The following is a 24,112-nucleotide window of genomic DNA, read 5'->3' as shown; positions in this document are numbered from 1 at the left end:
GGGGGGGGGCGCCCCCCCGCGGCTAGCGCCCGCGCCGCGCGGCGGGGGGGGGTCTGGCCGGCCCGCCCTCTACTCTGGTGTGCGTTCTTACTTATCCCCCCACAACCCCCCCCCCCCCCGACAGAGGGGTGCTGTTTCACGTGAAACAGCACCCCTTGCTTCTACCGGCCGATTCGGAGCGCGTTGTCGGTGTGCCTCCACCGGGACAGCAGTACGGCGGTGACGGCGTACAGTGCAGCCGCTCCGATCACCACGGGGGTCGACCGCCCGTCGGGTGGCAGCAGCGCGGCGGAGACCGCTGCGGCTCCGACGAAGGCCACGTTGAACAGCACGTCATAGAGGGAGAAGACCCGCCCGCGGAAGGCATCGTCCACCGAGGTCTGTACCACCGTGTCCGTCGCGATCTTCGCTCCCTGGGTCACGAGTCCGAGGACGAAGGCGGCGACGAGCATCGGTACGGGAAGGAACCACAACCCCAGCGCGGGTTCGAGAACCGCGGCGGCCGCCGCGCACATCGCCATCCAGCGGAACCGTCCGAGCCGCCCCACCGCCCAGGGCGTCACCACCGCCGCGGCGAAGAACCCCGCGCCCGACACGGCCACCGCCAGTCCGAGCAGGGCGAGCCCTTCGGAGTCGCTGCTGGACCAGGCGTACCGGCACAGCATGAGCACCATCACGGTCAGCGCGCCGTAGCAGAAGCGGATCACGGTCATGGCGGCCAGTGCCCGGGCGGCATGCCTCCGCTCCGACAGATGACGCAGCCCTTCGACGAGCCCACGAGTCGTGACGGCCATCGCCGTTCGCAGTCGGACCCGGTGCTCGTCCCGATCCGGTCCGAGGAGTCGGGTGGCCAGACTCAGAGACGCCAGGGCCGAGGCGAGATAGAGTGCGGCGCCCAGCAGTACCACCGCCGCGTCGGAGTCGGCGAGTGCCAGTCGCACGGCGAAGGCGAGGCCACCGCCCGCCGTGGCCGCGAGCGTGCCCGCGGTCGGCGAGAGCGAGTTGGCCAGGATCAGCCGCTCGCTGTCGACGACTCGCGGCAGCGCGGCCGAGAGCCCGGCCAGTACGAACCGGTTGACCGCGGTGACGCAGAGCGCGGAGGTGTAGAAGAGCCAATCCGGTGCCGAGCCGAGGATCAGGAACGCGGTGCAGCAGGCGAGCGCGGCGCGCAGCACGTTGCCGTACAGAAAGACCTGGCGGCGCGGCCAGCGGTCCAGCAGGACCCCGGCAAAGGGGCCGACGAGCGAGTAGGGCAGCAGCAGGACGGCCATCGCGGAGGCGATGGCGGTCGCCGATGCCTGGCTCTCGGGGGAGAAGACGACGTATGACGCCAGCGCGACCTGGTAGACGCCGTCGGCCGACTGGGAGAGGAGCCGTACGGCGAGCAGACGACGGAAGTTCCGAAGGCGCAGGAGTACGCGCAGATCACCTACGACTGGCATGCGATCAAGGGTCACATATGTTGAGGGTCCCCGGGCGGAATGCCCGGGGACCCTCAACGGTGCGGAACGAGAGGCACGTTGCCGCTCCTCAGCAGACCGCGCTGACGCGCCGTGTCCGGTCGCGTCAGTTGGAGACCTCGCCCCTGATGAACTTCTCGACGTTCTCGCGGGCCTCGTCGTCGAAGTACTGGACCGGCGGGGACTTCATGAAGTAGGAGGACGCCGAGAGGATCGGGCCGCCGATACCGCGGTCCTTGGCGATCTTCGCGGCGCGGAGCGCGTCGATGATGACACCCGCGGAGTTCGGCGAGTCCCAGACCTCGAGCTTGTACTCGAGGTTCAGCGGAACGTCGCCGAAGGCCCGGCCCTCAAGGCGTACGTACGCCCACTTGCGGTCGTCCAGCCAGGCCACGTAGTCCGACGGGCCGATGTGGACGTTGTTCTCGCCCAGCTCGCGGTCACGGATCTGCGAGGTGACCGCCTGCGTCTTGGAGATCTTCTTGGACTCCAGGCGCTCACGCTCGAGCATGTTCTTGAAGTCCATGTTGCCGCCGACGTTCAGCTGCATCGTGCGGTCCAGGATGACGCCCCGGTCCTCGAAGAGCTTCGCCATCACGCGGTGCGTGATGGTGGCGCCGACCTGGGACTTGATGTCGTCGCCGACGATCGGGACACCGGCCTCGGTGAACTTGTCCGCCCACTCCTTGGTGCCGGCGATGAAGACCGGGAGGGCGTTGACGAACGCGACCTTGGCGTCGATGGCGCACTGGGCGTAGAACTTCGCCGCGGCCTCGGAGCCGACCGGGAGGTAGCAGACGAGAACGTCGACCTCGCGGTCCTTGAGGACCTGGACCACGTCGACCGCTTCCTCGGACGACTCCTCGATGGTCTGGCGGTAGTACTTGCCCAGACCGTCGAGGGTGTGGCCGCGCTGGACGGTGACACCGGTGCTCGGCACGTCGCACAGCTTGATGGTGTTGTTCTCGCTGGCACCGATGGCGTCCGCGAGGTCGAGCCCGACCTTCTTCGCGTCGACGTCGAAGGCGGCGACGAACTCGACGTCCCGCACGTGGTAGTCGCCGAACTGGACGTGCATCAGGCCGGGCACCTTGCCGGCCGGGTCGGCGTCCTTGTAGTACTCGACGCCCTGGACCAGCGAGGCGGCGCAGTTGCCCACGCCGACGATGGCTACGCGAACCGAACCCATTCCGGTTGCTCCCTGTGTGTAATGGTTGTTCCGGATGAGGCCCCGCGGATCTGCGGGGACCTCACTGTGAGGTGTCGTCGGACGGATCCGGCCGGGTGTCACCCCGGTGCCGGGGCAGGCCGTCCGGCTCTCCTGCGGTGTCCTGCTGAGCGTCGCCCCCGGGCGAGGATCGTCGCTGATCCCGTCCCGACCGCTCGCTCTCGATGAGCTCGTTCAGCCAGCGCACTTCGCGCTCCACGGACTCCATGCCGTGTCGCTGCAGCTCAAGCGTGTAGTCGTCGAGGCGCTCGCGCGTGCGGGCCAGAGAGGCGCGCATCTTCTCCAGGCGCTCTTCCAGTCGGCTGCGCCGTCCTTCCAGCACCCGCATCCGCACCTCGCGCTCCGTCTGCCCGAAGAAGGCGAAGCGGGCTGCGAAGTGCTCGTCCTCCCAGGAGTCGGGGCCGGTGTGCGAGAGCAGTTCCTCGAAGTGCTCCTTACCTTCCGCCGTGAGCCGGTAGACGATCTTGGCCCGGCGCCCGGCCAACGAGGAGGCGGGGGCGACCGGACGCCCGACCGAGGGCGGGAGATCAGCCGGGGCGCCCCCCGGCTCCTCGATCAACCAGCCGTTGGCGACCAGCGTCTTGAGGCAGGGATAGAGCGTGCCGTAGCTGAAGGCGCGGAAGATCCCCAACGAAGTGTTGAGACGTTTGCGCAGCTCGTACCCGTGCATGGGGGATTCGCGGAGCAGACCGAGAACGGCGAATTCGAGGATGCCTGAGCGCCTGCTCATCTTCGCCTCCTTCTGCTTCCCCGGTGCTTCCGCGGAGCCCTGTGCCGGGTCGATGTACCGAGCTGATGTATCGACTCGATACATCACGACGATAGATCGGCCTTTGCGTCGCGACAAGGGTGGGCATGGTGAACGGCGTCACATCGCGAATTCGTAGGCACCGACTTGCGTTGTTTGAGGTGAAGTTCGGTCCTAGGAGGGTTTTGACCGTGCGTAGTCTGTGCGGCATGCAGACCACCGGTGACCGCGAGACGCCCGCGCGCGTCCGTCATGACGGCCCAGCCGGACGCATGGTGGACGAGCTCGTCGCCGGGCTGGTCCGTAAGTCGGGGGACCGGATCTCAACTGCCGCTTCCAGGCGTTCTCGCCTGCCCGAGGAGTAGTCGTTCCATGAGCGAGCACCGTCGCAAACCGCCGCAACCGCAGGGCGGGGGGCGTGCAGCGGCCAGACGAGCCGCCCAGCAGTCCTCCGGACGCCGAGCCGCTCCGTCACGCGGAGTGACATCGGAGTCATCTTCCGATGCGCACGGCGGGGACAGCCCGTACGGCGGCCGTGCCGCGGCCAGACGAGCCGCCCAGCGCGGCGGAGGCCGTGGGGGCGGCGGCGGGGGCCGTCGTCGCGGGACCGGCGGGAACGGCGGGCACGAGGGTCCGGGCCGGGGGCGCGGCCGGGCCGGTCAGCGTCCGGTGAAGAAGCGGTTCATCGACTACCCGCGCGCCGGGAAGTCCGGGGTGGGCCGCTGGGTGCCGTCGTGGAAGCTGGCGTCTGGCCTCTGTGCCGGCTTCTTCGGTCTGATGCTGGGGCTCGGCGGCATCGCCTACGCGATGGTCGGCCTGCCCGAGGTGAACAAGGCCGCGAAGGCCCAGAACAACGTCTACTTCTGGGACAACGGCACCCAGATGGTCGCCACCGGCGGCGAGGTCAACCGTCAGGAGATCAGCTACGAGCAGATCCCCGAGGCCATGCGGAACGCGGTCATCTCTGCCGAGAACAAGACCTTCGAGACCGACTGGGGCATCGACCCCATGGGGATCGGCCGTGCCCTGTTCAACATGGCCACCGGCGGTGAGGTGCAGGGCGGTTCGACGATCACGCAGCAGTACGTGAAGAACTCGCGGCTATCCCAGGAGCAGACCCTGAGCCGGAAGTTCGAGGAACTTCTCATCACGCTCAAGGTCACCAGGGAGATGAAGAAGAGGGACATCATCACCGACTACCTCAATGTCTCCTACTACGGTCGCGGCGCGTCGGGGATCCAGGCGGCGGCCCGTACGTACTACGGCAAGGACGCCACGGACCTGAACGCGAGCGAGTGCGCGTTCCTCGCCACGCTGCTCAAGGGCGCGACCTACTACGACCCGGCCGGTGCCCCCGAGATCGACGAACAGGCGACCAAGGAGGCGAACACCGACCGGGCCGTGAAGCGCTGGAAGTGGATCCTCGACGAGGAGGTGAAGGACGGGCGCCTCTCGGCGACGGAACGCGCCAAGTACACCAAGTTCCCGGATCCCAAGCCGCCGCGGAAGGACGCGCAGCTGGGCGGTCAGGTCGGTTACCTGGTCGACCTGGCCAAGAAGTACTTCCTCAACAACAACAAGGACGGCGTCACGGCGGAGATGCTCGCCCAGGGTGGCTACGAGATCCACACCACCTTCAACCGGAAGCAGGTCGAGCAGCTCGAAGCCGCCGTCAAGAAGGTCTACGACAGCAAGATCAAGCCGGACCAGCGCCCCAAGACTGACACCCACGTCCAGTTCGGCGGCGGGTCGGTGGAGCCCGGGACCGGCGCCATCAAGGCGATCTACGGCGGTCAGGACGCGACCAAGCACTTCACCAACAACGCCGACCCCACGGGTGCGCAGGTCGGTTCGACCTTCAAGCCGTTCGTGCTGGCGGCGGCGATGGAGTACGGCAAGCGCGATCCCTCGCTCGGCGAGGACCAAGGTCCGTCGGAGCGCCAGAAGGTCTCCCCGCTGAGCATCTACAACGCCGACCACAACCTGAAGATCAAGAAGTACGACGGTCAGATCTGGACCGACGAGGACGGGAAGCAGTGGCTGCAGGCCAACGACGGTGAGGAGTCGCGGGGCAACATCACGCTCCGCGAGGCGATGCAGTGGTCCGCCAACTCCCCGTACGTGCAGCTCGGCATGGACGTCGGCACCGACAAGGTGAAGGACATCGCCATCGCCGCCGGGCTCAAGGACGACAACAACATGGCCGACTGGCACGTGCCGTCGTTCTCCATCGGCACGTCCTCGCCCAGCGTGATCCGCATGGCCGGCGCATACGCGACCTTCGCGGCCAGCGGCCAGCAGCGCGAGCCCTTCTCCGTGACCGAGGTGAAGTACCGGGGCGAGACCATCTACCGGCACGAGGGCGCCCCCAAGCGCGCCTTCGACAACGCCATCGCCGACAACGTCACCGACGTCCTGAAGAACGTCGTCGAGCGCGGGACCGGTACCCCCGCGAAGCTTCCCGGCCGTGACGTGGCGGGCAAGACGGGTACGACGGACGGCAACAAGTCGGCCTGGTTCGTCGGCTACACCCCGCAGCTGTCGACGGCCATCAGCATGTACCGGCTGGACGACGACGAGAACAACAAGAACCGCAAGTTCGAGGAGATGTACGGCACGGGCGGCGAGAAGTCGATCCACGGTGCCTCGTTCCCGGCCCAGATCTGGCACGACTACATGGCGGAGGCGATGCGCGGCAAGCCTGCCAAGTCCTTCCCGGAGCCGACGCCGATCGGTGAGAAGGTCTACGGCGGTGGTGCGCAGAGCCCGACCCCGACGCCCACGGTCGATACGACGCCCACGCGGGAGGAGGACCCCTCCGAGGAGACCACGCCGACCACGTCCCCGCCGCAGCCCGATCCCACCGAGACCTGCAGCGCATGGGACTGGAACTGCCAGAACAACAACGGCGGAGCCAACAACGGTGGCCCGAACGGAGGAGACGGCGGCGGTCCCCACACCAGCCCGCCGATGACCGAACCGCCGGGCGGCGACAACGGCGGCAACGGCAACGGCAACGGCAACGGGAACGGAGGGCCGGGCGGCTGGCTCGGCGGTCCGGCCGGATGACGCCCGCCTGATCCACCGGACCGTCCCACGAGGGCCGCTCGCACCACGCGGTGCGAGCGGCCCTCGTCGTCTCCACACACCCGTACGGCAGGATGTGCGGCATGCCAAGCGCAGAAGACACGAGCGTGGACCAGGAACGGCCCGTCGTACGACCCACGCACCAGGACGAGATCGCGGCGGCAGGCAGCGAGCTGATCGGCGGACGGTCGGGGCGCTGGGCACGGCTCGGCAGCACGGCGCCCACGCCCGTGGGCATCGTGGCGTTGGTGGCTCTGGGCATGTTCGCGCTGGGCATGGTGCAGAAGCTGCCCTGCTACAACTGGGCATGGTTCAGGGGCACCGGATCGCAGTACACGCATGCCTGCTACTCGGACATTCCGCATCTCTTCGTCGCACGGGGCTTCTCCGACGGGCTCGTGCCGTACTTCGACCGTCTGTCCGGCGACATGCAGTACCTGGAGTACCCCGTACTGACGGGCGTGTTCATGCAGGTCGCGTCCTGGCTGACGCCGGGCGGATCCCTCCAGTACCGCGAGCAGGCGTACTGGATGGTCAACGCAGGCATGCTGATGGTCTGCGCCGCGATCATCGCCGTCTGTGTGGCCCGTACGCACCGGCACCGCCCCTGGGACGGGCTGCTGGTCGCCCTCGCGCCGGCCTTCGCGCTCACCGCGACGATCAACTGGGACCTGCTGGCCGTGGCGCTCACGGCCGCGGCGATGCTCATGTGGTCCCGGGGCCGGGCACTGGCGTTCGGGGTCCTCATCGGGCTCGCCACGGCCGCCAAGCTCTACCCCGTGCTGCTGCTGGGGCCGGTCTTCGTGCTGTGCTGGCGGGCGGGCAAGTGGCGCGAGTTCGCCATGGCGACGCTCGGGGCGGCGTGCTCCTGGCTGGTGGTCAATCTGCCGGTGATGCTCCTCGCTCCCGAGGGCTGGAAGAAGTTCTACGTGTTCAGCGAGGAGCGGGGCATCGACTTCGGCTCGTTCTGGCTGATCATCACCCAGCGCACCGGCAGACCGATCGAGGTCACGACCGTGAACACCGTGTCGACCCTGTTGACGCTCGTGCTGTGCGCGGCGATCGGCGCACTGACCTTGACGGCTGCGCGCAGGCCGCGCTTCGCTCAGCTCGCCTTCCTCGTCGTCGCCGTTTTCATCCTGGTCAACAAGGTGTACTCGCCGCAGTACGTGCTGTGGCTCATCCCGCTGGCCGCCCTGGCCAGGCCCCGCTGGCGCGACTTCCTCATCTGGCAGGCGTGCGAGGTCATGTACTTCCTGGGCATCTGGATGTACCTCGCGTACACGACCAGCGGTGACAAGCACCAGGGGCTCCCCACGGAGGGGTACCAGCTGGCGATCCTCCTGCACCTGCTGGGCACGCTCTACCTCTGCGCCGTCGTCGTACGGGACGTTCTCAGGCCGGAGCGGGACGTCGTACGGCGCGACGGATCGGACGATCCGTCCGGCGGGGTGCTCGACGGGGCCGGGGACGCCTTCGTGCTGGGACGTGCCGCGCGTCCACCGCGCCAGGCCGTCCCCGCCGTCGCGGGGCCCTGGACCGAGCGGGACGCTCCGCGCGGACCGGCCGCGGACTGAGACGGGACGAGGGTCTTCCAGCGACGTACCGGAAGACCCTCGGTGTCCTCCCCGCCCTCTCCGCGCCCCGGGCGCGTAGCCTTCGCGCCTGATGTCCTACCGGCCGGAGGGCAGGGCCCCGCCGGACGTCGGCGGTCGCCCTCGGCCGGACGTCAGTGGTCGACGAGCCGGTCGAACTGGGTGGTCGTGTGGCGCAGGTGGGCCACCAGCTCGTCGCCGACCTTCGGCTCCTGGGCGTCCGCGGGCACGAACAGGATCGACACCTGCATGTGCGGCGGTTCGGCGAACCAGCGCTGCTTGCCCGCCCAGACGAATGGGGACAGGTTGCGGTTGACCGTGGCCAGGCCCGCGCGGGCGACCCCCTTGGCCCGCGGCATCACGCCGTGCAGGGCCTTCGGGGCCTCCAGGCCCACGCCGTGCGACGTACCGCCCGCGACGACCACCAGCCAGCCGTCCGACGCGGCCTTCTGCTGGCGGTAGCCGAAGCGGTCGCCCTTGACGACGCGGGTGACGTCCAGGACGGCGCCCCGGTACTGCGTCGCCTCGTGGTCGCCGAGCCACAGCCGGGTACCGATGCGGGCGCGGAAGCGGGTCTGCGGGAACTGCTGCTGGAGCCGGCCCAGCTCCTCGGCGCGCAGATGACTGACGAACATGGTGTGCAGCGGCAGCCGCGCCGCGCGCAGCCGGTCCATCCAGGCGATGACCTCCTCGACCGCGTCCGAGCCGTCCGTGCGGTCGAGCGGCAGATGGAGGGCGAAGCCTTCGAGGCGTACGTCCTCGATCGCGGCGTGCAGATGCCCGAGCTCCTCCTCCTTGACGCCGTGGCGCTTCATCGAGCTCATGCATTCAATGACCACCCGCGCGCCCACCAGGGCGTGCACACCGTCCACGGAGGAGACGGAGCGGACGACCCGGTCGGGCAGCGGCACCGGCTCCTCGCCACGGCGGAACGGGGTCAGGACGAGCAGATCGCCGCTGAACCAGTCCTTGATGCGCGCCGCCTCGTAGGTGGTGCCGACGGCGAGCATGTCGGAGCCGAAGCGGATGGCCTCCTCGGCGAGCCGCTCGTGACCGAAGCCGTATCCGTTGCCCTTGCAGACCGGGACGATGCCGGGGAACTGGTCGAGGACGGATTTCTGGTGCGCCCGCCAGCGCGCGGTGTCGACGTACAGGGAGAGCGCCATGGCCGGTCCGGAACCTTTCTGGTGGCTGCGGGGTGTCGGAGGTGTACGGGGGTTGTCGCCGTGCCGGCCGCGGAACTCTCCGGATCCGTCGGAGGGGCCGCCGCGGTTCGTGCCGGTGCGACGTCCCCATTGAAACGAATGAAGCCGGTTCCGTCAGCGGGACGACGCGGATCAGCGGCGCGACATGTAGATGTCGAGAGCCTTGTGGAGCAGCTTGTTCAGCGGGAAGTCCCACTCGCCGAGGTACTCGGCGGCCTGACCGCCGGTGCCCACCTTGAACTGGATCAGACCGAAGAGGTGGTCGGTCTCGTCCAGCGAGTCGGAGATGCCGCGCAGGTCGTAGACCGTTGCCCCCATGGCGTACGCGTCGCGCAGCATCCGCCACTGCATCGCGTTCGAGGGCCGGACCTCCCGCTTGTGGTTGGCGGACGCGCCGTAGGAGTACCAGACGTGCCCGCCGACGATCAGCATGGTCGCGGCGGCGACGTTCTCGCCCTCGTGCCGGGCGAAGTAGAGCCGCATGCGGTTGGGGTCCTCGGTGTTGAGGACCGTCCACATGCGCTGGAAGTAGCTCAGTGGACGAGGACGGAAACGGTCGCGCTCCGCCGTGATCTCGTACAGTCGCTGCCACTCGTCGAGTTCCGCGTAACCGCCCTGGACGACCTCTACGCCGGCCTTCTCGGCCTTCTTGATGTTGCGTCGCCACAGCTGGTTGAAGCCCTTGTGGACGTCTTCGAGGGACCGGTTCGCCAGGGGCACCTGGAAGACATAGCGGGGCTGCACGTCGCCGAACCCGGCGCCGCCGTCCTCGCCCTGCTGCCAGCCCATCTTCCGCAGCCGGTCGGCGACTTCGAAGGCGCGCGGCTCGATGTGGGTGGCCTCGATGTCGCGCAGCCGCTTCACGTCCGGGTCCTGGATGCCCGCCTTGATGGCGGCCGCGTCCCAGCGGCGGATGACGACCGGCGGGCCCATCTTCACGGAGAAGGCGCCCTGTTGCTTGAGGTGCGTCAGCATCGGCTGGAGCCAGTCGTCCAGGTTTGGGGCGTACCAGTTGATGACCGGGCCCTCGGGCAGGTAGGCGAGGTAGCGCTTGATCTTGGGGAGCTGACGGTAGAGCACCAGGCCGACGCCGACGAGCTGTCCGTCCCGGTCGAACCAGCCCAGGCTCTCCGAACGCCACTCGGACTTCACATCCGCCCACGCCGGGACCTGCATGTGACTCGCAGCGGGCAGATTCTGGATGTATGCCAGATGCTGCTCTCGGCTGATGGTCCTCAGGGTCAGGCTCATGCGGGGCGCTCCTCGGCAGGTGTGTCCCCATCGGTCAGGGGCTCCGGCTCTCGCGCCGAAAGCCTACTGCGACTGGGGAGCGCCCCGTTTGGCCGCATGCGACCTGGCCGGTCCGTACCCGTGGGTGGGGCTCGCCCGAGCCCCACCCGGTACGTACCGGCCAGGTCCTGATACGGCGTTCCGTGTCTTCGTGCCGGACTTGTGGGGCGCCCGGCGTGTGTTTCCGTCATGCCGTCCACGACGGCTCCGGTGCTGTCCCGTCGTGGACGCGGTCCCGTGGCGCCGTCGGTGCGGTCAGCCCACCACGCCGCCGAAGAGGCCACCGTGTGCCATGCCCAGGAAGAATCCGATGGCGGATGCGCCCAGGCCGATGATCAGCGGGAACCTCTCGCGTGTGGTCACCGAGATGTACTGCCCGTACGCGGCGGTGAGGATCCCGAAGAGTCCCGCCCACGAGCTGATGAGATGCAGGTTGTGGAACATCGCCGTCACGAAGGCGAGCGCACCGAGGACCAGGGTCACCACCACCAGGGTCTCCTGGAGCGGATGGGGCCTGCCGTCCGTGGCGAGAAGGGAGACGGGAGGACGGGGTCGTGTTGCCTGTGCCATGGAGAACCTCCTGGCCGAGAGGCGGTGCATTGTGGCACCGCTCACACCCGATGTGTACAGATTGCGTCTCCTGAGCCACGGATTTCAACCGGAAGCCGGTGTGCGGGTACTCTGTACGGTCTGCACCGGTGTCTGCCCAGGTAGGCACGTCAGTCCCCGTTCGACGGAGGACGTGGCGGCCGTCCCGCGCGGAGGCGCCGATGCCACGCATCACGACCCTCCTGCCACGGAACGACCGTGGCCGCCGAGTCCAAAGGAGGTGGGTTCCACATGCGTCACTACGAGGTGATGGTCATCCTCGACCCCGATCTCGAGGAGCGCGCTGTCTCCCCGCTGATCGAGAACTTCCTCTCCGTCGTCCGTGAGGGCAACGGAAAGGTCGAGAAGGTCGACACCTGGGGCCGTCGTCGTCTCGCTTACGAGATCAAGAAGAAGCCCGAGGGCATCTACTCGGTCATCGACCTGCAGGCCGAGCCTGCGGTCGTCAAGGAGCTCGACCGCCAGATGAACCTGAACGAGTCGGTCCTCCGGACCAAGGTCCTCCGTCCCGAGATCCACTGAGCATTCCGCTCAGCGGTCATCGGGTTCGAGTAGCAGCAAGCAGCCAGAAGCAATCCCGCCGAGAGGTTCACCCATGGCAGGCGAGACCGTCATCACGGTCGTCGGCAATCTCGTCGACGACCCCGAGCTGCGCTTCACCCCGTCCGGTGCGGCGGTCGCGAAGTTCCGTGTCGCGTCCACTCCCCGCATCTTCGACCGGCAGACCAACGAGTGGAAGGACGGCGAAGGCCTGTTCCTCACCTGCTCGGTCTGGCGGCAGGCGGCGGAGAACGTCGCCGAGTCGCTCCAGCGAGGCATGCGCGTCGTCGTGCAGGGCCGGCTGAAGCAGCGGTCGTACGAGGACCGCGAGGGCATCAAGCGCACGGTCTACGAGCTGGACGTCGAGGAAGTCGGCCCCAGCCTCAAGAACGCCACGGCCAAGGTCACCAAGACCACCGGCCGCGGTGGCCAGGGTGGGTACGGCGGTGGCCAGCAGGGCGGCGGCAACTGGGGCGGCGGTCCCAGTGGTGGTGGCCAACAGGGTGGCGGCGGCGCTCCCGCCGACGACCCGTGGGCCACGAGCGGTCCGTCCGGCGGCCAGCAGGGCGGCGGAGGCGGCTGGGGCGGAAGCTCCGGCGGCTCCGGCGGCTCCGGCGGCGGCTACTCGGACGAGCCTCCCTTCTAGGGCGGCTCGACCCCCACTTCTTGATCACACAGGAGAAACATCATGGCGAAGCCGCCTGTGCGCAAGCCTAAGAAGAAGGTCTGCGCGTTCTGCAAGGACAAGACCCAGTACGTGGACTACAAGGACACGAACATGCTGCGGAAGTTCATTTCCGACCGCGGCAAGATCCGTGCCCGCCGCGTGACCGGCAACTGCACGCAGCACCAGCGTGACGTCGCCACGGCCGTGAAGAACAGCCGTGAGATGGCGCTGCTGCCCTACACGTCCACCGCGCGATAAGGAAAGGGTGACCGACTCATGAAGATCATCCTGACCCACGAGGTCTCCGGCCTCGGCGCCGCCGGTGACGTCGTCGACGTCAAGGACGGGTACGCCCGCAACTACCTGGTCCCGCGTGGCTTCGCCATCCGCTGGACCAAGGGTGGCGAGAAGGACGTGGCGCAGATCCGCCGCGCCCGCAAGATCCACGAGATCGCCACCATCGAGCAGGCCAATGAGGTCAAGGCGAAGCTGGAGGCCGTGAAGGTCCGTCTGGCCGTTCGCTCCGGCGACGCCGGCCGCCTCTTCGGCTCCGTCACCCCGGCCGACATCGCCTCGGCGATCAAGGCTGCCGGTGGCCCCGATGTCGACAAGCGTCGCGTCGAGCTCGGTTCGCCGATCAAGACGCTGGGCGGGCACCAGGTGTCCGTGCGTCTGCACCCCGAGGTTGCTGCGCAGCTCGGTATCGAGGTTGTCGCCGCCTAAGGGCCCCGCTCATCAGGGCAGAGTGAAGGGCCGTACCCCCACGGGTACGGCCCTTCACTGTTCTCGCGTGCACGTCATGCGTGGCGAGTTCCGCATGACGCGTCTGGATATGGTGCGCTGAGCCGGTGAGTGAAGCAGGTGTGCGAAGCCCGGTGTGCGCGGTGCGGCACCGTTTCACGTGAAACACGACGTTTCACGTGAAACATGGCGCAGATGGCGACTCAACGCGTGGCACCCGTCACCACCCACTTGCCGGACCGGGTGCGCAGCCAGAGCGTTGCCATGCGGACGGCCATCATCAGCGTCATCGCCCACCACAGCGCGGTCAGCCCACCACCGAGTGGTGGTACCAGCAGGGCCGCCGGAGCGAAGACGGCCAGCGTGACGATCATGGCCCAGGCGAGATAGGGTCCGTCCCCGGCCCCCATCAGCACGCCGTCCAGGACGAAGACCACGCCCGCGATCGGCTGGGACAGAGCCACCACCAGCAGTGCCGGGAACAGGGTTTCCTGGACGACCTGGTCGCCGGTGAACAGGGGCACGAACAGCGGTCGCGCGAGGACGATCAGTACTCCGAGCACGATTCCAGAAACGATGCCCCACTCGACCATCCTGCGGCAGGCTTGGCGTGCGCCCTCGGAGTCACCGGCTCCCAGGTACCGACCGATGATGGCCTGCCCCGCTATGGCGATGGCGTCGAGCGCGAAAGCCATCAGGCTCCAGAGCGAAAGGACGACTTGGTGCGCGGCGATCTCGGTGTCGCCGAGGCGTGCGGCGACGGCCGTGGCGATCATCAATACGGCCCGGAGCGACAGCGTGCGGACCAGGAGCGGCACGCCCGCCTGGGCGCTGGCTTTGATTCCCGCAGCGTCGGGGCGCAGTGAAGCGCCGTACCGTCGTGCCCCACGCGCCACCACGACCAGATAGGCGGCGGCCATGGACACCTGCGCGATGACGGTTCCCCAGGCCGACCCGGCGATGCCGAGCTCGGCCCCGTAGACGAGCCCCGCATTGAGGACCGCGTTGGCCGTGAAACCGCCGATGGCGACGTAGAGCGGGGTCCGGGTGTCCTGCAGGCCGCGCAGAACGCCGGTCGCGGCCATCACCACGAGCATGGCCGGGATGCCGAGGCTGGAGATCCGCAGATAGGTGATGGCGTAGGGGGCTGCGGTATTGGAGGCTCCGAGGACGTCCACGATCAAGGGCGCCGCAGGAAGTGCGACGCCGATGACGCATATGCCGAGCAGGAGGGCCAGCCAGATGCCGTCCATGCCCTGTCGGATGGCGGAAGCCCGATCGCCCGCTCCGACCCTCCGTGCCACGGCGGCCGTGGTGGCGTACGCGAGGAAGACGAAGATGCTGACGGCGGTGGTCAGCAAGGCTGCCGCGACGGCCAGACCGGCCAGCTGTGCCGTGCCGAGATGGCCGACGATGGCACTGTCGACCATCACGAAGAGCGGTTCGGCGACGAGCGCGCCGAAGGCCGGAACGGCGAGAGAGATGATCTCGCGATCGTGTCGTCGACGGCTGGTCGTGGGTGGTGCCGGGGCCTGGGTCATGGGGGTCAATCTAATCTTCCACAGGTAATGGATGCAATCGGGAAAGGGTCCTTACCTTTGCTGTGGTTCGGCGTTCTTCCGTGTGCGGTTGGGTGTGATCTTGCGGGGAGCGGAAAAGTTTTTCTCTCCCACAGCCGGTGGATGGAAAAAGTCCAGGTCAGGGCGCTGATGCGGTGGGCGCTATGAATTTGTCCACAGTGCTGTCCCCTGCTCCGTGCACAGGTTCTGCGGACTTCTCCACAGCATCTGGTCTGTCGTCCACATGCCCTGTGGATAACCAGATTGGCTGACGGTGCCGAGCGGCCTACCGTGGTCCGGCGCCCGCACCCTGTTCCGGCCCTGAAGCCCTGTAGAACTCGACGCGCCGGAACCGGAGTCGGGCCTCTTGTTTGTCGGTGCCGTGCCGTAAGAAAGAGTGGCACGGCGAGGTCCGCGGAGCGGACGGGAGGAGGTGGCCCGGTGAGCATTCCCGAGCCTTTGGACTGGGCCGACACCGGTCCCGGTGACCGTCTGCCCGTATCCCGCCAGCGCCGCGGCGGGGGCCGTGACCGCGCCGACCGGCGCGAGGACGGCATGGGCGACGGCTGGGAGGGGGGCTCTCCCGGCTTCGAGCGGGTGCCGCCCCAGGACCTCGACGCCGAGCAGTCGGTGCTGGGCGGCATGCTGCTGTCGAAGGACGCCATCGCCGACGTCGTGGAGATCATCAAGGGGCACGACTTCTACCGTCCCGCCCACGAGACCGTCTACCAGGCGATCCTGGACCTCTACGCCAAGGGCGAGCCGGCCGACCCGATCACGGTGGCGGCCGAACTGGTCAAGCGCGGTGAGATCACCAAGGTGGGCGGAGCGCCGTATCTGCACACGCTCGTCCAGTCCGTGCCGACCGCGGCCAACGCCTCGTACTACGCGGAGATCGTCCACGAGCGGGCCGTCCTGCGGCGGCTCGTCGAGGCCGGTACGAAGATCACGCAGATGGGATACGCGGCCGACGGCGACGTCGATGACATCGTGAACTCGGCCCAGGCCGAGATCTATGCCGTCACGGAGCAGCGCACCAGCGAGGACTACCTGCCGCTCGGCGACATCATGGAGGGCGCTCTCGACGAGATCGAGGCTATCGGTTCGCGCAGCGGCGAGATGACCGGCGTGCCGACCGGCTTCACCGACCTCGACTCCCTGACGAACGGCCTGCACCCGGGCCAGATGATCGTCATCGCCGCCCGTCCCGCGATGGGTAAGTCGACCCTGGCCCTGGACTTCGCGCGGGCCTGTTCGATCAAGAGCAACATGCCCAGTGTGATCTTCTCGCTCGAAATGGGGCGCAATGAGATCGCGATGCGACTGCTTTCGGCCGAGGCGAGGGTGGCACTGCACCACATGCGTTCGGGCACCATGACCGACGACGACTGGACGCGGCTGGCGCGGCGGATGCCGGACGTGTCGGCCGCTCCTCTCTACATCGACGACTCCCCGAACCTCTCGATGATGGAGATCCGCGCGAAGTGCCGTCGTCTGAAGCAGCGCAACGATCTCAAGCTCGTGGTCATCGACTACCTGCAGCTCATGCAGTCCGGTGGTTCGAAACGCGCCGAGAGCCGACAGCAGGAGGTCTCGGACATGTCCCGTAACCTCAAGCTTCTGGCGAAGGAGCTGCAGATCCCCGTCATCGCGCTCTCGCAGCTCAACCGAGGTCCCGAACAGCGCACCGACAAGAAGCCGATGGTGTCCGACCTGCGTGAATCGGGATCCATCGAGCAGGACGCCGACATGGTGATCCTCCTCCACCGCGAGGACGCGTACGAGAAGGAGTCCCCCCGCGCGGGCGAGGCCGACCTGATCGTGGCCAAGCACCGCAACGGGCCCACGGCGACGATCACGGTGGCCTTCCAGGGGCATTACTCGCGGTTCGTGGACATGGCTCAGACCTGATCCGTCCGGATGCGGCTTCTCGGATTTCTGCCCGAACTTCACGAACGACGGCCGAGCGATGGCCGAGCGAGCAGGAGGCCGAGACTTGTCGGCCGGAGCGTCCCCTCGTCCAGGCGGTCTGATCGAGGGCCGCGAAATGGGTGGGCGGCTCCTGGACGGGTGACCTGATCAGCCGAATTGCTGACTGCGCACGTCGGTGGCGTCGCCGACCCCTGTGCCGCTGCCGGCCGGCTGACCGTCGAGGCGCTCGGGCGGATGTACGTCGACGAGTTCGGCCTGTCCGTCGTCTGCCTGGGCATCGGCAGTTTCGAACCCGTGCCGACCGAGCCCCAGCACCTGACGGCATGGCTCAGTCCGTGCGATGCCGGTTTTGTTCGGGATCGCTCGGTGGCCGATGCCCGCCGTCGCGGATCCCGATACGCACGCGACTGGTCCGGCCCGTCCCGGCCCGTCGCTGGTCGAGGGGGCGTCCCGTGCCCGTGTCTCGTCCGATTCGTCCGGGAGCCCTCAGGACTCGGGAATGACGCGTGAGACGACCGTCTCCACCAATCGGTCCACCACGGCCTCGACCCGGTTTCCGGGCCGAGGTTCGGCCCCGAGGCCGGCCTCGGCTTCGGGCGCGACGAGCAGGTCGGGCAGCGTGAAGTACTCCAGCAACAGGCCCGTCATGGCCAGGTGCAGCACCAGGAAGTCGTCCGGCCCGCCCGGCAGACCGGCCTCCTGGTGGAACCGCGCGCTCTCGTCGACGTTGGCTCGGACGCTGCGCGTCAGCCGGTCACGGAGCGCCGGGCGGCGGGTGGCCTCGAGGCGGAGTTCCAGCATGGCAAGGTAGCCGGTCCGGTCGTCCTCCATGCGTCGTACGAGCCATCGCATCAGCTCGGTGACCAGTTCGCGCGACGGTGCCGGGCGCATCGCTTCCTCGACCCTGGCCGGATCCGGTGTCACCCGGACGGTGATGCGGGCCGCCGCCTGCATGAAGAGGTCGTCACGGTTGGTGAAGTAGTTCGACGCCGTGCCCACCGGAACTCCGGCGCGCGCATCGACGGCGCGGAACGTGAGGCCGCGCGCGCCCTCGCTCGCCAGTACTTCGATGGCCGCGTCCACCAGTGCCGTTCTGCGTGTGGGATTCCTCGCCACGTGTGTCACCTTCCTTGTCTGCCTCTCAGACCCTTTCACGGAAAAGGCTTGCGCAACCACTACACATGAAGCACTCTAACCGGAGTAGTTGCGGCTACGGGATGCCGCGACGGAACGGAGAACCTGTGCGGAAGCTGACGTACTTCGTCGCCTGCTCCAGCGTCGCCGCTCGGGGACCCGAGCGGCGACGCGTCGTCCATGCTCCGGTTCGTGGACGAGGAGTTCCTGGAGTTCCTGAAGACGCGGTATCCGGAGACGGTCTCGGCCGAGGGCCGTCGGCTGCTCGGCTTCCACGACGCCGAGAACCAGCGGTTCGACACGGTGATTCAGGGGCGGGCCAGCTATCAGATAGCGCTGGACGTCAACATCACCAGCCCCTATGCCCATCTGCGCGAACTCGTCGCCTCGCGGTCCCTGGAACGGTCCCCGGACCCGAACGTCGAAATCGTCTCCGGCGACGTGGCCGCGAGGGTCCGGGAACTCAAGGCGGAGGAGAGCGGGCTCGGGATCTGGCTCTGCGGCGGTTCGCAGCTTGCCGGAGAGCTGATCGACGAGATCGACGAGCTGGTGATCAAGACGTATCCGCTCGTCTACGGCTCGGGCATGCCGATGTTCCGTTCGGCCTTCGCGGCCACTGAGTTCGCCTTGGACTCGGTCCGCGTCTTCGACAACGGTGCCCTGGTCAGGACCTGCAGCAGAAAACGCTGACGCCCTGCGGGTCGAAGCGTCGGCCGGGCCGCCGGGGGAGGGGACGCTGCGGTGGAGTTCCCGTCGCGCCGAAACGAGTTCGCCAGTCCTGTGCTCCTGCGAGTAATTGTTGAGCATGACCTCTTCACTCGAGCATTTGCTTCCCGGTACGCAGCGCGCTTTGCTGCACCGCATCGCCACCGCGCAGTCGGAAGGACGGACCCCTTCGCTCGTGGCCGCGGTGCAGCGCCGGGGACGAACCGTCTGGAATGGATCCCGCAGTTGCGTCGACAGTCACGCGCCCGACGCGGACACGCAGTTCAGGGTCGGTTCGATTACCAAGACCTTCACCGCCGTACTGGTTCTGCGACTCCGGGACGAGGGACTGCTGGACCTGGACGATCCTCTGGAGAAGTATCTGCCCGGTACGGGCGTCGGCACGGTCACCATCCACCAACTCCTGGGCCACAGCGCGGGGCTGGGCGCCGAGTCGCCCGCGCCGTGGTGGGAGAGGACTCCGGGCACGCTGCGTCCCGAACTGGCCGACGTGCTCGGCGAACGCACGGAACTGCACCCCCCGGGCCACCGCTACCACTACTCGAACCCCGGCTACACGCTGCTGGGTTCGCTGGTCGAGCAGATGCGTGGCGCGAGCTGGGAGGAGGTGCTCCGGCGCGAGATCCTGGAGCCGCTGGGCATGCACCGCACGAGCGCCCACCCCCGGGCGCCGCACGCGGGTGGATGGGCCGTGCACCCCTGGGCGGACGTCATGCTGCCCGAACCGGCCGAGGACCTCGGGCTGATGGCCCCGGCGGGCCAGCTCTGGTCCACGACCGAGGATCTTCTCCGGTTCGCGGCCTTCCTGGCCGAGGGTGATGACCGGGTGCTCTGCGCCGCCTCCGTGGAGCAGATGCGTGAGCCCTCAGCACCGTCCCAGCCCGGCGACTGGGACGGTGTATACGGCCTGGGTCTCCAGATCGAGCGAAGGAACGGCCGTACGCTTTTCGGGCACACGGGCTCGCTGCCGGGCTTCCTTGCCGCCCTGTGGTTCAGCGTGGACGACGACGTAGCCGCCGTCGTGCTGACCAACGTCACGACGGGGCCGGTGGTCGGCGGTATCGCCGCCGACCTCGTCGAGATCGTCGCCGAGGCCGAACCCCGTATCCCGGAGCCCTGGCGCCCCCTGCCGGAAGCGGATCCGGAGCTTCTCGCGCTGACCGGTCCCTGGTACTGGGGCGTACGGGCGCACATCCTGCGCCTGGAGCCGGACGGCGGGCTGGACCTCCGGCCGCTGCGAGGCGCCGGCCGCGGGGCTCGGTTTACCGCTCTGCCGGACGGCACCTGGATCGGTCGCGACAGCTACTACGCGGGAGAGATCCTGCGCGTCGTCCGGAACGGCGACGGCAGCGTGAACCACCTCGACCTGGGCTCGTTCGTCTTCACACGGGAGCCGTACGATCCCGGGGCGGCGGTTCCCGGCGGCGTGGACGAGAGCGGTTGGCGGGGCCTCGACGCCTGACAACAAGGCTTCGAGCGATCCGTTCGCCGGGCTTCGTGCGACTGTCGTGCGACTTGTGCGGCCCGGTCACCATGTTTCACGTGAAACGGATCGGGGTCTGCCCAGGGGGCAAGGGTTGCCTGCCCGGCGAAATGCGCGGATCGCCCGTCCCGACCCGGCATCGTTCGCCACGGACGCGGTGCAGAGAAGTTCCCGGGCCGGTTCCTGACAGACGCTTCAGGGGCCGGTTCCGGGCAGAGGCTCTCGGCCGGGAACCGGGCCGTGGATCAGAGCGCGAGCTTGAAGCCCACATGGCTGGCGGTGAAGCCGAGACGCTCGTAGAAGCGGTGGGCGTCGGTCCGGGACGCGTCGGACGTCAACTGGACCAATTGGCAGCCCAGGCGCCTGGATTCGTCCACGGCCCACTCGATCATCCGAGTCCCCAGTCCGCTTCCGCGTTCGTCGGCGTGGACACGGACGCCCTCGATGACCGAGCGGGTCGCGCCGCGCCGGGAGAGTCCCGGGATCACCGTCAGTTGCAGGGTCCCGACGACGCGGCTCTCGCGAACGGCGACCATCAGATGCTGGTTCGGGTCGTCCGCCAACCGCTGGTACGCGGCGTGGTAGGGAGCGAGGTCGTCAGGTGACTCGCGCTGGGCGCCCAGCGAATCGTCGGCGAGCATGGCCACGACGGCGGGAAGGTCGGCAGGGGTGGCGGGGCGTATGTCCAGATCGTTCATGACCGACAGGCTACGCAGATCACTTGGCCGAGGCGTGAACGTGCCCGGACGGTGAGAGGTACCACCTGGCTGCTGCGGAAATCGCCTGCGTCGTGCGTGCATCCGCCTGGCCGACGTGCGTACGGCACCGCAGGAACGCACACCGCACCGCCCGGCTCGGGCGGAGCCACTCGGGCGGTGCGGTGAGTCAGGAGACCCACGCCGGAGCCTTCAACTGCTCGACCACGTTGACGAGCGGCGCCAGTTCGGGGTTCCTCGCGGCCTGGTCCAAGGCGGTGCGGAGTCGTTGGTCGGCCGGGCCGCGGCCAGCAGGGTGAGACCGGCCTCGGTGACATCGGTGTAGATGCCGCGCCGGTCGGTGTCGCAGAGATAGCGCGTCAGCAGTCCGCGGTCCTCAAGGCGGGTGACCCGGCGAGTGGTGGCGCTCTGGCTGAGCAGGACGGCGTCCGCGACCTGCTTCATCTGGAGATGGCCGCCGGGGCCGTCGTGCTGTCGGCTCAGCATGTCGAGCAGGGAGTACTCCCGCACGCTGAGCCCGTGTTCGGTCTGCAGTGCCCGTTCGATGCGGGCCTCGATCTTTCCGTGGAGCAAGGAGAGAGCACACCAGCTCTGGGAAAGGGAGGTCGGTGCGGGGTCGGTCGCTGGCATGGGTCATCGGCTGGCGGGTCACGTTCTTCGTCGTGGCCGCGCTCGGTGTCGTCGGCCTTCTCGGTGTGGCTGCGCTCGTCCCGGAACAGCCTCGTCCCGAGGGCGTACGGCTCCGCCATGAACTGGCCGCCTTCCGGAACGTCCAGGTCCTGCTCGCCCTGGCGATGACCGTGTTGGGCTTCGGCGGTGTCTTCGCCACTATCACCTACATCGCCCCCATGATGACCGAGATCGCCGGATACTTCGTTTCCTCCGTTACTTGGCTGCTGGTGTTCTTCGGACCGGGCATGGTGGGCGGCAACCTTCTCGGCGACTTCTTCGCCGACCGCCGTCCGCCGTCCGCCGTCCGCCGACCGCCGTCCGCCGTCCGATGGTGATGCTGTACGTGTCCCTGGGGGCTCTCGCCGTGATCCTCGCCCTGTTCAGTCTGACCGCGCACGACAAGTTCCCGGCGGCCGTCACCATCGTGCTGATCGGGAGCGTGGGCTTCGCCATCGTTCCTTCCTTGCAGACGCGGGTGTTCGACCAGGCGTCCGCCGCGCCGATCCTCGCCTCCGCCGTCAACATCGGCGCCTTCAACCTCGGCAACGCGCTGTCGGCCTGGCTCGGAGGTCTCGTCATCGCGGCCGGCCTCGGCTACACCGCTCCCAGCTGGGTCGGTGCCGCGCTGGCCGCCTCCGCCCTGGTCCGGGCACTGCTCTCGGGCGCACCGGAGCACCGTCCGGCCGGCCGGACGGCTCGTCGCCCGCCACAGCCCCGAGTCCGTCATGGGCTCCGTCGTCCGGCGTTGGGCCTGACCGTCCGGTTCCCCGGCCCGCTCCGCATCACGCCTGCTCGCATGGCGCGCCCCGGCCGTCCCGGAGGCCGGAGGCGCAGCGGGAAGCCGGAGAAGCCGACGACCCGGCCCGAGGCGGCAACGGCAGATCGCGGGGGAGACGGCAGGGGCCGGACGGGGCTCGGGTGGACTGGAGGAGTCAGCCCATCGCCACGGTCAACGGGGCATAGCGGCGGGTCCAGTCGCCCGGCAGGTCCGGGATGCCACAGGTCATCACCGTGGTCCCGGAGACCGCTCGCAGACCGCACTCCTTGAGCCAGGAGAGCAGTTCCGTGTGGCGCGCGTCGATGTCCACGCGCAACGGCAGGTCCGTCGCCTCCGCGAGGGAGGCGACCAGCGTCCGGGCCGTGAGGCTGTCGGGGGCGATCAGCGGACCGATGACCTGGGTACCGGCGCTCGGCCAGGACGCCGCGCAGCCGACGAGTCCACCGTCGTCCTCCGCGACCCGCAGGTGATCGGCGTACGCGGGCAGCCGGGCGAGGACGTGGGTTCGGTCGCTGCCGAAGACGTCCGTGTCGAGCCGGACGAGGGCGCGCAGGTCGTCGGCCGTGGCCGGACGGATGTTCACGGCAGACCCGCCGTCGTCCGTCCGCCGGAACGGGCCGGTGACCCGTTCGGTGCGGCCCACTGCCTTGAAGCCGAGTTGTTCGTAGAGCGGCCGTCCCTCGGATGTCGCGTACAGGATGAGGGCGGCGCCGTCCGTCTCGTCGATCACATGGCGCATCAGGCGCCGTCCGAGCCCCTGACGCGCGTGGCTTCCGGCGACGAGGAGCATGCCGATGGCGGCCAGTCGCGGGCCGTAGGAGGTCACCACACACGTGGCGATCAGCCCTCCGCCCCCTTCGGGGTCGTCGATCCCGTAGCCCGTCCCCGCGGCGAGGAGCAAACCCCATCGGTGCTCGTCGCGCGGCCAGCCGCGGTCCTCGCAGAGATCTGCGCAGGCGACCAGGTCGCCCGGGGTGAGACGCCGGATGCGCAGTCCGGCGAGCGGGCGGGGCAGCGGGGTGGGCATGAGGGTCAGGCTGTCCGACGGGAGGACATCGCGTCCACTCCTTTACCGGTACCGGCCGTTCCTTTGCCCGTAGCCGCCGTTCCTTTACCTTTGCCGGGTGCGCGGTGCAGCCGTCGGCCGCGCCGGGTCGTCCCCCAGGGCTTCAGTACCGAAATCGCCGTGACGAACAGATGGGTGGCCGTCGCCACCGAAGGGGCGACCACCAGGTCGAAGCCGACGGAGCCACGGGCCGCCGCTTCGTCGATGGCGGGACGCAATGCGAAGAGCGAGAGTGCCGCGGCGACCAGGGTGAGCCAGAACTTCGTCCAGACCCACCGGTGCCGGGCCAGCCCCCAGGGCGTACCGAGCGACAGGGCGAGGCCGCTGAGCAGGGAGAACATCGCGAACGGGACGATCAGCCAGTCCCCGAAGATCTTCATGGCCCGGGCAGCTGCCCGGGCGGTTTCCGGGTCGCTGGTGCGGAAGGCCGCGATTCCGAGGGGCAGGCTGTCCGACGGTCAGCCCCAGCCAGCTCACGGACACGGCGACATGGGCGACGAGGAGCCTGCGGCGGGCGGTGCGCTTGAGTGGTTTCACGTGAAACACGGTGCCGGGAACAGGCAGGCCGGGCGTCAGACGGCGGGAGTAGCCGCACGTACTAGCCTCGGCGTATGACACGTGCCACTTCCCGGTCCGGTCCGGTCCGGTGGGGCAGCGCGCGTTCCCGGTCGCCTCCGGGTGAGGCTGGTGCCGGATCTCGACGCGGCCGGATGGAGCGCTGCCCGGCATGGCCGAGGATACGAACGGCCGTGATGGGTTCACGGCCCGCACAGGGGGCAAAGGAGCGTAACGGGAAAGCTGATCCGGATACGTAGACCCTCCGCCACGTGTCCGGTCCGCGTTCACGGCGGTCTGCGTTCATGGCATGGCGAACCG

Annotated in this window: 20 protein-coding genes and 4 pseudogenes; 11 read left to right on the top strand and 13 right to left on the bottom strand. The window is 68.6% G+C overall.

Features of this window, described 5'->3' with window-relative positions:
- Positions 1-161: 161 nt before the first annotated feature.
- The 3 genes from ACFYY6_RS18510 to ACFYY6_RS18500 form a co-directional block, all read right to left on the bottom strand.
- A complete protein-coding gene (locus tag ACFYY6_RS18510; protein ID WP_389194137.1) occupies positions 162-1,442 on the bottom strand; it encodes an MFS transporter in 1,281 nt (426 codons plus the stop codon).
- Positions 1,443-1,566: 124 nt separating this feature from the next.
- A complete protein-coding gene (locus tag ACFYY6_RS18505) occupies positions 1,567-2,649 on the bottom strand; it encodes an inositol-3-phosphate synthase (RefSeq protein ID WP_351525717.1) in 1,083 nt (360 codons plus the stop codon).
- 61 nt (positions 2,650-2,710) lie between these two features.
- Complete coding sequence (locus ACFYY6_RS18500) at positions 2,711-3,418, bottom strand: helix-turn-helix transcriptional regulator (RefSeq protein WP_351525716.1); 708 nt, start codon at positions 3,416-3,418, stop codon at positions 2,711-2,713.
- A gap of 227 nt (positions 3,419-3,645) precedes the next feature.
- Between ACFYY6_RS18500 and ACFYY6_RS18495 the strand changes: the two genes are divergently transcribed.
- From ACFYY6_RS18495 to ACFYY6_RS18485, 3 genes are all read left to right on the top strand, one after another.
- Entirely contained in the window at positions 3,646-3,801 is a 156-nt protein-coding gene (locus tag ACFYY6_RS18495; protein WP_158072100.1) for a hypothetical protein, read from the top strand.
- Between the two features lie 7 nt (positions 3,802-3,808).
- Complete coding sequence (locus tag ACFYY6_RS18490) at positions 3,809-6,505, top strand: transglycosylase domain-containing protein (RefSeq protein ID WP_351525715.1); 2,697 nt, start codon at positions 3,809-3,811, stop codon at positions 6,503-6,505.
- 101 nt (positions 6,506-6,606) lie between these two features.
- Positions 6,607-8,100: a glycosyltransferase family 87 protein gene (locus ACFYY6_RS18485; RefSeq protein ID WP_389194133.1), complete on the top strand. Its 1,494-nt coding sequence runs from the start codon at positions 6,607-6,609 to the stop codon at positions 8,098-8,100.
- A gap of 152 nt (positions 8,101-8,252) precedes the next feature.
- Here the strand turns inward: ACFYY6_RS18485 and ACFYY6_RS18480 are convergent, their stop codons facing one another.
- The 3 genes from ACFYY6_RS18480 to ACFYY6_RS18470 all read right to left on the bottom strand — a co-directional run bounded on the left by ACFYY6_RS18480 (position 8,253) and on the right by ACFYY6_RS18470 (position 11,183).
- A complete protein-coding gene (locus ACFYY6_RS18480; protein WP_351525250.1) occupies positions 8,253-9,284 on the bottom strand; it encodes an alanine racemase in 1,032 nt (343 codons plus the stop codon).
- 171 nt (positions 9,285-9,455) lie between these two features.
- Positions 9,456-10,574 (bottom strand): peptidoglycan bridge formation glycyltransferase FemA/FemB family protein, encoded by a 1,119-nt coding sequence (locus ACFYY6_RS18475; RefSeq protein ID WP_351525249.1) that lies wholly within the window; start codon positions 10,572-10,574, stop codon positions 9,456-9,458.
- A 294-nt stretch (positions 10,575-10,868) separates the two neighbouring features.
- The gene (locus ACFYY6_RS18470; RefSeq protein ID WP_351525248.1) at positions 10,869-11,183 is read right to left on the bottom strand and encodes a hypothetical protein; all 315 of its coding nucleotides are present in this window, start codon (positions 11,181-11,183) and stop codon (positions 10,869-10,871) included.
- Between the two features lie 270 nt (positions 11,184-11,453).
- On the opposite strand from ACFYY6_RS18470, the gene rpsF reads away from it, so the two are divergent.
- From rpsF to rplI, 4 genes are all read left to right on the top strand, one after another.
- A complete protein-coding gene (gene rpsF, locus ACFYY6_RS18465; RefSeq protein ID WP_015609864.1) occupies positions 11,454-11,744 on the top strand; it encodes a 30S ribosomal protein S6 in 291 nt (96 codons plus the stop codon).
- Between the two features lie 73 nt (positions 11,745-11,817).
- Positions 11,818-12,408 (top strand): single-stranded DNA-binding protein, encoded by a 591-nt coding sequence (locus ACFYY6_RS18460; RefSeq protein WP_351525247.1) that lies wholly within the window; start codon positions 11,818-11,820, stop codon positions 12,406-12,408.
- A gap of 42 nt (positions 12,409-12,450) precedes the next feature.
- Positions 12,451-12,687 (top strand): 30S ribosomal protein S18, encoded by a 237-nt coding sequence (gene rpsR / locus ACFYY6_RS18455; RefSeq protein WP_003967857.1) that lies wholly within the window; start codon positions 12,451-12,453, stop codon positions 12,685-12,687.
- An 18-nt stretch (positions 12,688-12,705) separates the two neighbouring features.
- On the top strand, positions 12,706-13,152 hold the full coding sequence (gene rplI, locus ACFYY6_RS18450; protein WP_073790804.1) for a 50S ribosomal protein L9: 447 nt from the start codon (positions 12,706-12,708) through the stop codon (positions 13,150-13,152).
- Between the two features lie 221 nt (positions 13,153-13,373).
- Here the strand turns inward: rplI and ACFYY6_RS18445 are convergent, their stop codons facing one another.
- Entirely contained in the window at positions 13,374-14,711 is a 1,338-nt protein-coding gene (locus ACFYY6_RS18445; protein ID WP_351626236.1) for an MATE family efflux transporter, read from the bottom strand.
- A gap of 459 nt (positions 14,712-15,170) precedes the next feature.
- Here ACFYY6_RS18445 and dnaB point away from each other — a divergent pair, with 459 nt between their 5' ends.
- A complete protein-coding gene (gene dnaB / locus ACFYY6_RS18440; RefSeq protein WP_386609117.1) occupies positions 15,171-16,640 on the top strand; it encodes a replicative DNA helicase in 1,470 nt (489 codons plus the stop codon).
- A 168-nt stretch (positions 16,641-16,808) separates the two neighbouring features.
- Here dnaB and ACFYY6_RS18435 read toward each other — a convergent pair whose 3' ends face one another.
- Both ACFYY6_RS18435 and ACFYY6_RS18430 read right to left on the bottom strand, forming a co-directional pair.
- The gene (locus ACFYY6_RS18435; RefSeq protein WP_351525245.1) at positions 16,809-16,976 is read right to left on the bottom strand and encodes a hypothetical protein; all 168 of its coding nucleotides are present in this window, start codon (positions 16,974-16,976) and stop codon (positions 16,809-16,811) included.
- Between the two features lie 171 nt (positions 16,977-17,147).
- Complete coding sequence (locus ACFYY6_RS18430; RefSeq protein ID WP_389194128.1) at positions 17,148-17,777, bottom strand: TetR/AcrR family transcriptional regulator; 630 nt, start codon at positions 17,775-17,777, stop codon at positions 17,148-17,150.
- A gap of 125 nt (positions 17,778-17,902) precedes the next feature.
- Here ACFYY6_RS18430 and ACFYY6_RS18425 point away from each other — a divergent pair.
- Both ACFYY6_RS18425 and ACFYY6_RS18420 read left to right on the top strand, forming a co-directional pair.
- Positions 17,903-18,485, top strand: a pseudogene (locus tag ACFYY6_RS18425) (dihydrofolate reductase family protein).
- A 115-nt stretch (positions 18,486-18,600) separates the two neighbouring features.
- The gene (locus tag ACFYY6_RS18420; RefSeq protein WP_351517188.1) at positions 18,601-19,983 is read left to right on the top strand and encodes a serine hydrolase domain-containing protein; all 1,383 of its coding nucleotides are present in this window, start codon (positions 18,601-18,603) and stop codon (positions 19,981-19,983) included.
- Positions 19,984-20,249: 266 nt separating this feature from the next.
- Here ACFYY6_RS18420 and ACFYY6_RS18415 read toward each other — a convergent pair whose 3' ends face one another.
- Together ACFYY6_RS18415 and ACFYY6_RS18410 are read right to left on the bottom strand one after the other, a co-directional pair.
- Positions 20,250-20,702: a GNAT family N-acetyltransferase gene (locus tag ACFYY6_RS18415; protein ID WP_351517187.1), complete on the bottom strand. Its 453-nt coding sequence runs from the start codon at positions 20,700-20,702 to the stop codon at positions 20,250-20,252.
- A gap of 187 nt (positions 20,703-20,889) precedes the next feature.
- Positions 20,890-21,350: pseudogene (locus ACFYY6_RS18410) on the bottom strand (MarR family winged helix-turn-helix transcriptional regulator).
- Between the two features lie 8 nt (positions 21,351-21,358).
- Here ACFYY6_RS18410 and ACFYY6_RS18405 point away from each other — a divergent pair.
- Positions 21,359-22,092 (top strand): annotated as a pseudogene (locus ACFYY6_RS18405) (MFS transporter); the annotation flags it as partial.
- A gap of 232 nt (positions 22,093-22,324) precedes the next feature.
- On the opposite strand, the gene ACFYY6_RS18400 reads toward ACFYY6_RS18405, so the two are convergent.
- Together ACFYY6_RS18400 and ACFYY6_RS18395 are read right to left on the bottom strand one after the other, a co-directional pair.
- Complete coding sequence (locus tag ACFYY6_RS18400) at positions 22,325-23,197, bottom strand: GNAT family N-acetyltransferase (protein WP_351517186.1); 873 nt, start codon at positions 23,195-23,197, stop codon at positions 22,325-22,327.
- 5 nt (positions 23,198-23,202) lie between these two features.
- Positions 23,203-23,773, bottom strand: a pseudogene (locus ACFYY6_RS18395) (DUF2269 domain-containing protein).
- Positions 23,774-24,112: the final 339 nt, after the last annotated feature.

This window comes from Streptomyces sp. NPDC001750 (genome assembly GCF_042892615.1).
Taxonomy (GTDB): Bacteria; Actinomycetota; Actinomycetes; order Streptomycetales; family Streptomycetaceae; genus Streptomyces.
Note: the sequence above shows the minus strand (reverse complement) of the source record. Positions and strands in the feature narration are given on the sequence as shown.

What these genes read in the sequence shown, in the direction of transcription:
- ACFYY6_RS18510 (WP_389194137.1), bottom strand. Translation starts at nt 1,442, where the DNA reads ATGCCAGTCGTAGGTGATCTGCGCGTACTCCTGCGCCTTCGGAACTTC.
- ACFYY6_RS18505 (WP_351525717.1), bottom strand. Translation starts at nt 2,649, where the DNA reads ATGGGTTCGGTTCGCGTAGCCATCGTCGGCGTGGGCAACTGCGCCGCC.
- ACFYY6_RS18500 (WP_351525716.1), bottom strand. Translation starts at nt 3,418, where the DNA reads ATGAGCAGGCGCTCAGGCATCCTCGAATTCGCCGTTCTCGGTCTGCTC.
- ACFYY6_RS18495 (WP_158072100.1), top strand. Translation starts at nt 3,646, where the DNA reads ATGCAGACCACCGGTGACCGCGAGACGCCCGCGCGCGTCCGTCATGAC.
- ACFYY6_RS18490 (WP_351525715.1), top strand. Translation starts at nt 3,809, where the DNA reads ATGAGCGAGCACCGTCGCAAACCGCCGCAACCGCAGGGCGGGGGGCGT.
- ACFYY6_RS18485 (WP_389194133.1), top strand. Translation starts at nt 6,607, where the DNA reads ATGCCAAGCGCAGAAGACACGAGCGTGGACCAGGAACGGCCCGTCGTA.
- ACFYY6_RS18480 (WP_351525250.1), bottom strand. Translation starts at nt 9,284, where the DNA reads ATGGCGCTCTCCCTGTACGTCGACACCGCGCGCTGGCGGGCGCACCAG.
- ACFYY6_RS18475 (WP_351525249.1), bottom strand. Translation starts at nt 10,574, where the DNA reads ATGAGCCTGACCCTGAGGACCATCAGCCGAGAGCAGCATCTGGCATAC.
- ACFYY6_RS18470 (WP_351525248.1), bottom strand. Translation starts at nt 11,183, where the DNA reads ATGGCACAGGCAACACGACCCCGTCCTCCCGTCTCCCTTCTCGCCACG.
- rpsF (WP_015609864.1), top strand. Translation starts at nt 11,454, where the DNA reads ATGCGTCACTACGAGGTGATGGTCATCCTCGACCCCGATCTCGAGGAG.
- ACFYY6_RS18460 (WP_351525247.1), top strand. Translation starts at nt 11,818, where the DNA reads ATGGCAGGCGAGACCGTCATCACGGTCGTCGGCAATCTCGTCGACGAC.
- rpsR (WP_003967857.1), top strand. Translation starts at nt 12,451, where the DNA reads ATGGCGAAGCCGCCTGTGCGCAAGCCTAAGAAGAAGGTCTGCGCGTTC.
- rplI (WP_073790804.1), top strand. Translation starts at nt 12,706, where the DNA reads ATGAAGATCATCCTGACCCACGAGGTCTCCGGCCTCGGCGCCGCCGGT.
- ACFYY6_RS18445 (WP_351626236.1), bottom strand. Translation starts at nt 14,711, where the DNA reads ATGACCCAGGCCCCGGCACCACCCACGACCAGCCGTCGACGACACGAT.
- ACFYY6_RS18420 (WP_351517188.1), top strand. Translation starts at nt 18,601, where the DNA reads ATGACCTCTTCACTCGAGCATTTGCTTCCCGGTACGCAGCGCGCTTTG.
- ACFYY6_RS18415 (WP_351517187.1), bottom strand. Translation starts at nt 20,702, where the DNA reads ATGAACGATCTGGACATACGCCCCGCCACCCCTGCCGACCTTCCCGCC.
- ACFYY6_RS18400 (WP_351517186.1), bottom strand. Translation starts at nt 23,197, where the DNA reads ATGCCCACCCCGCTGCCCCGCCCGCTCGCCGGACTGCGCATCCGGCGT.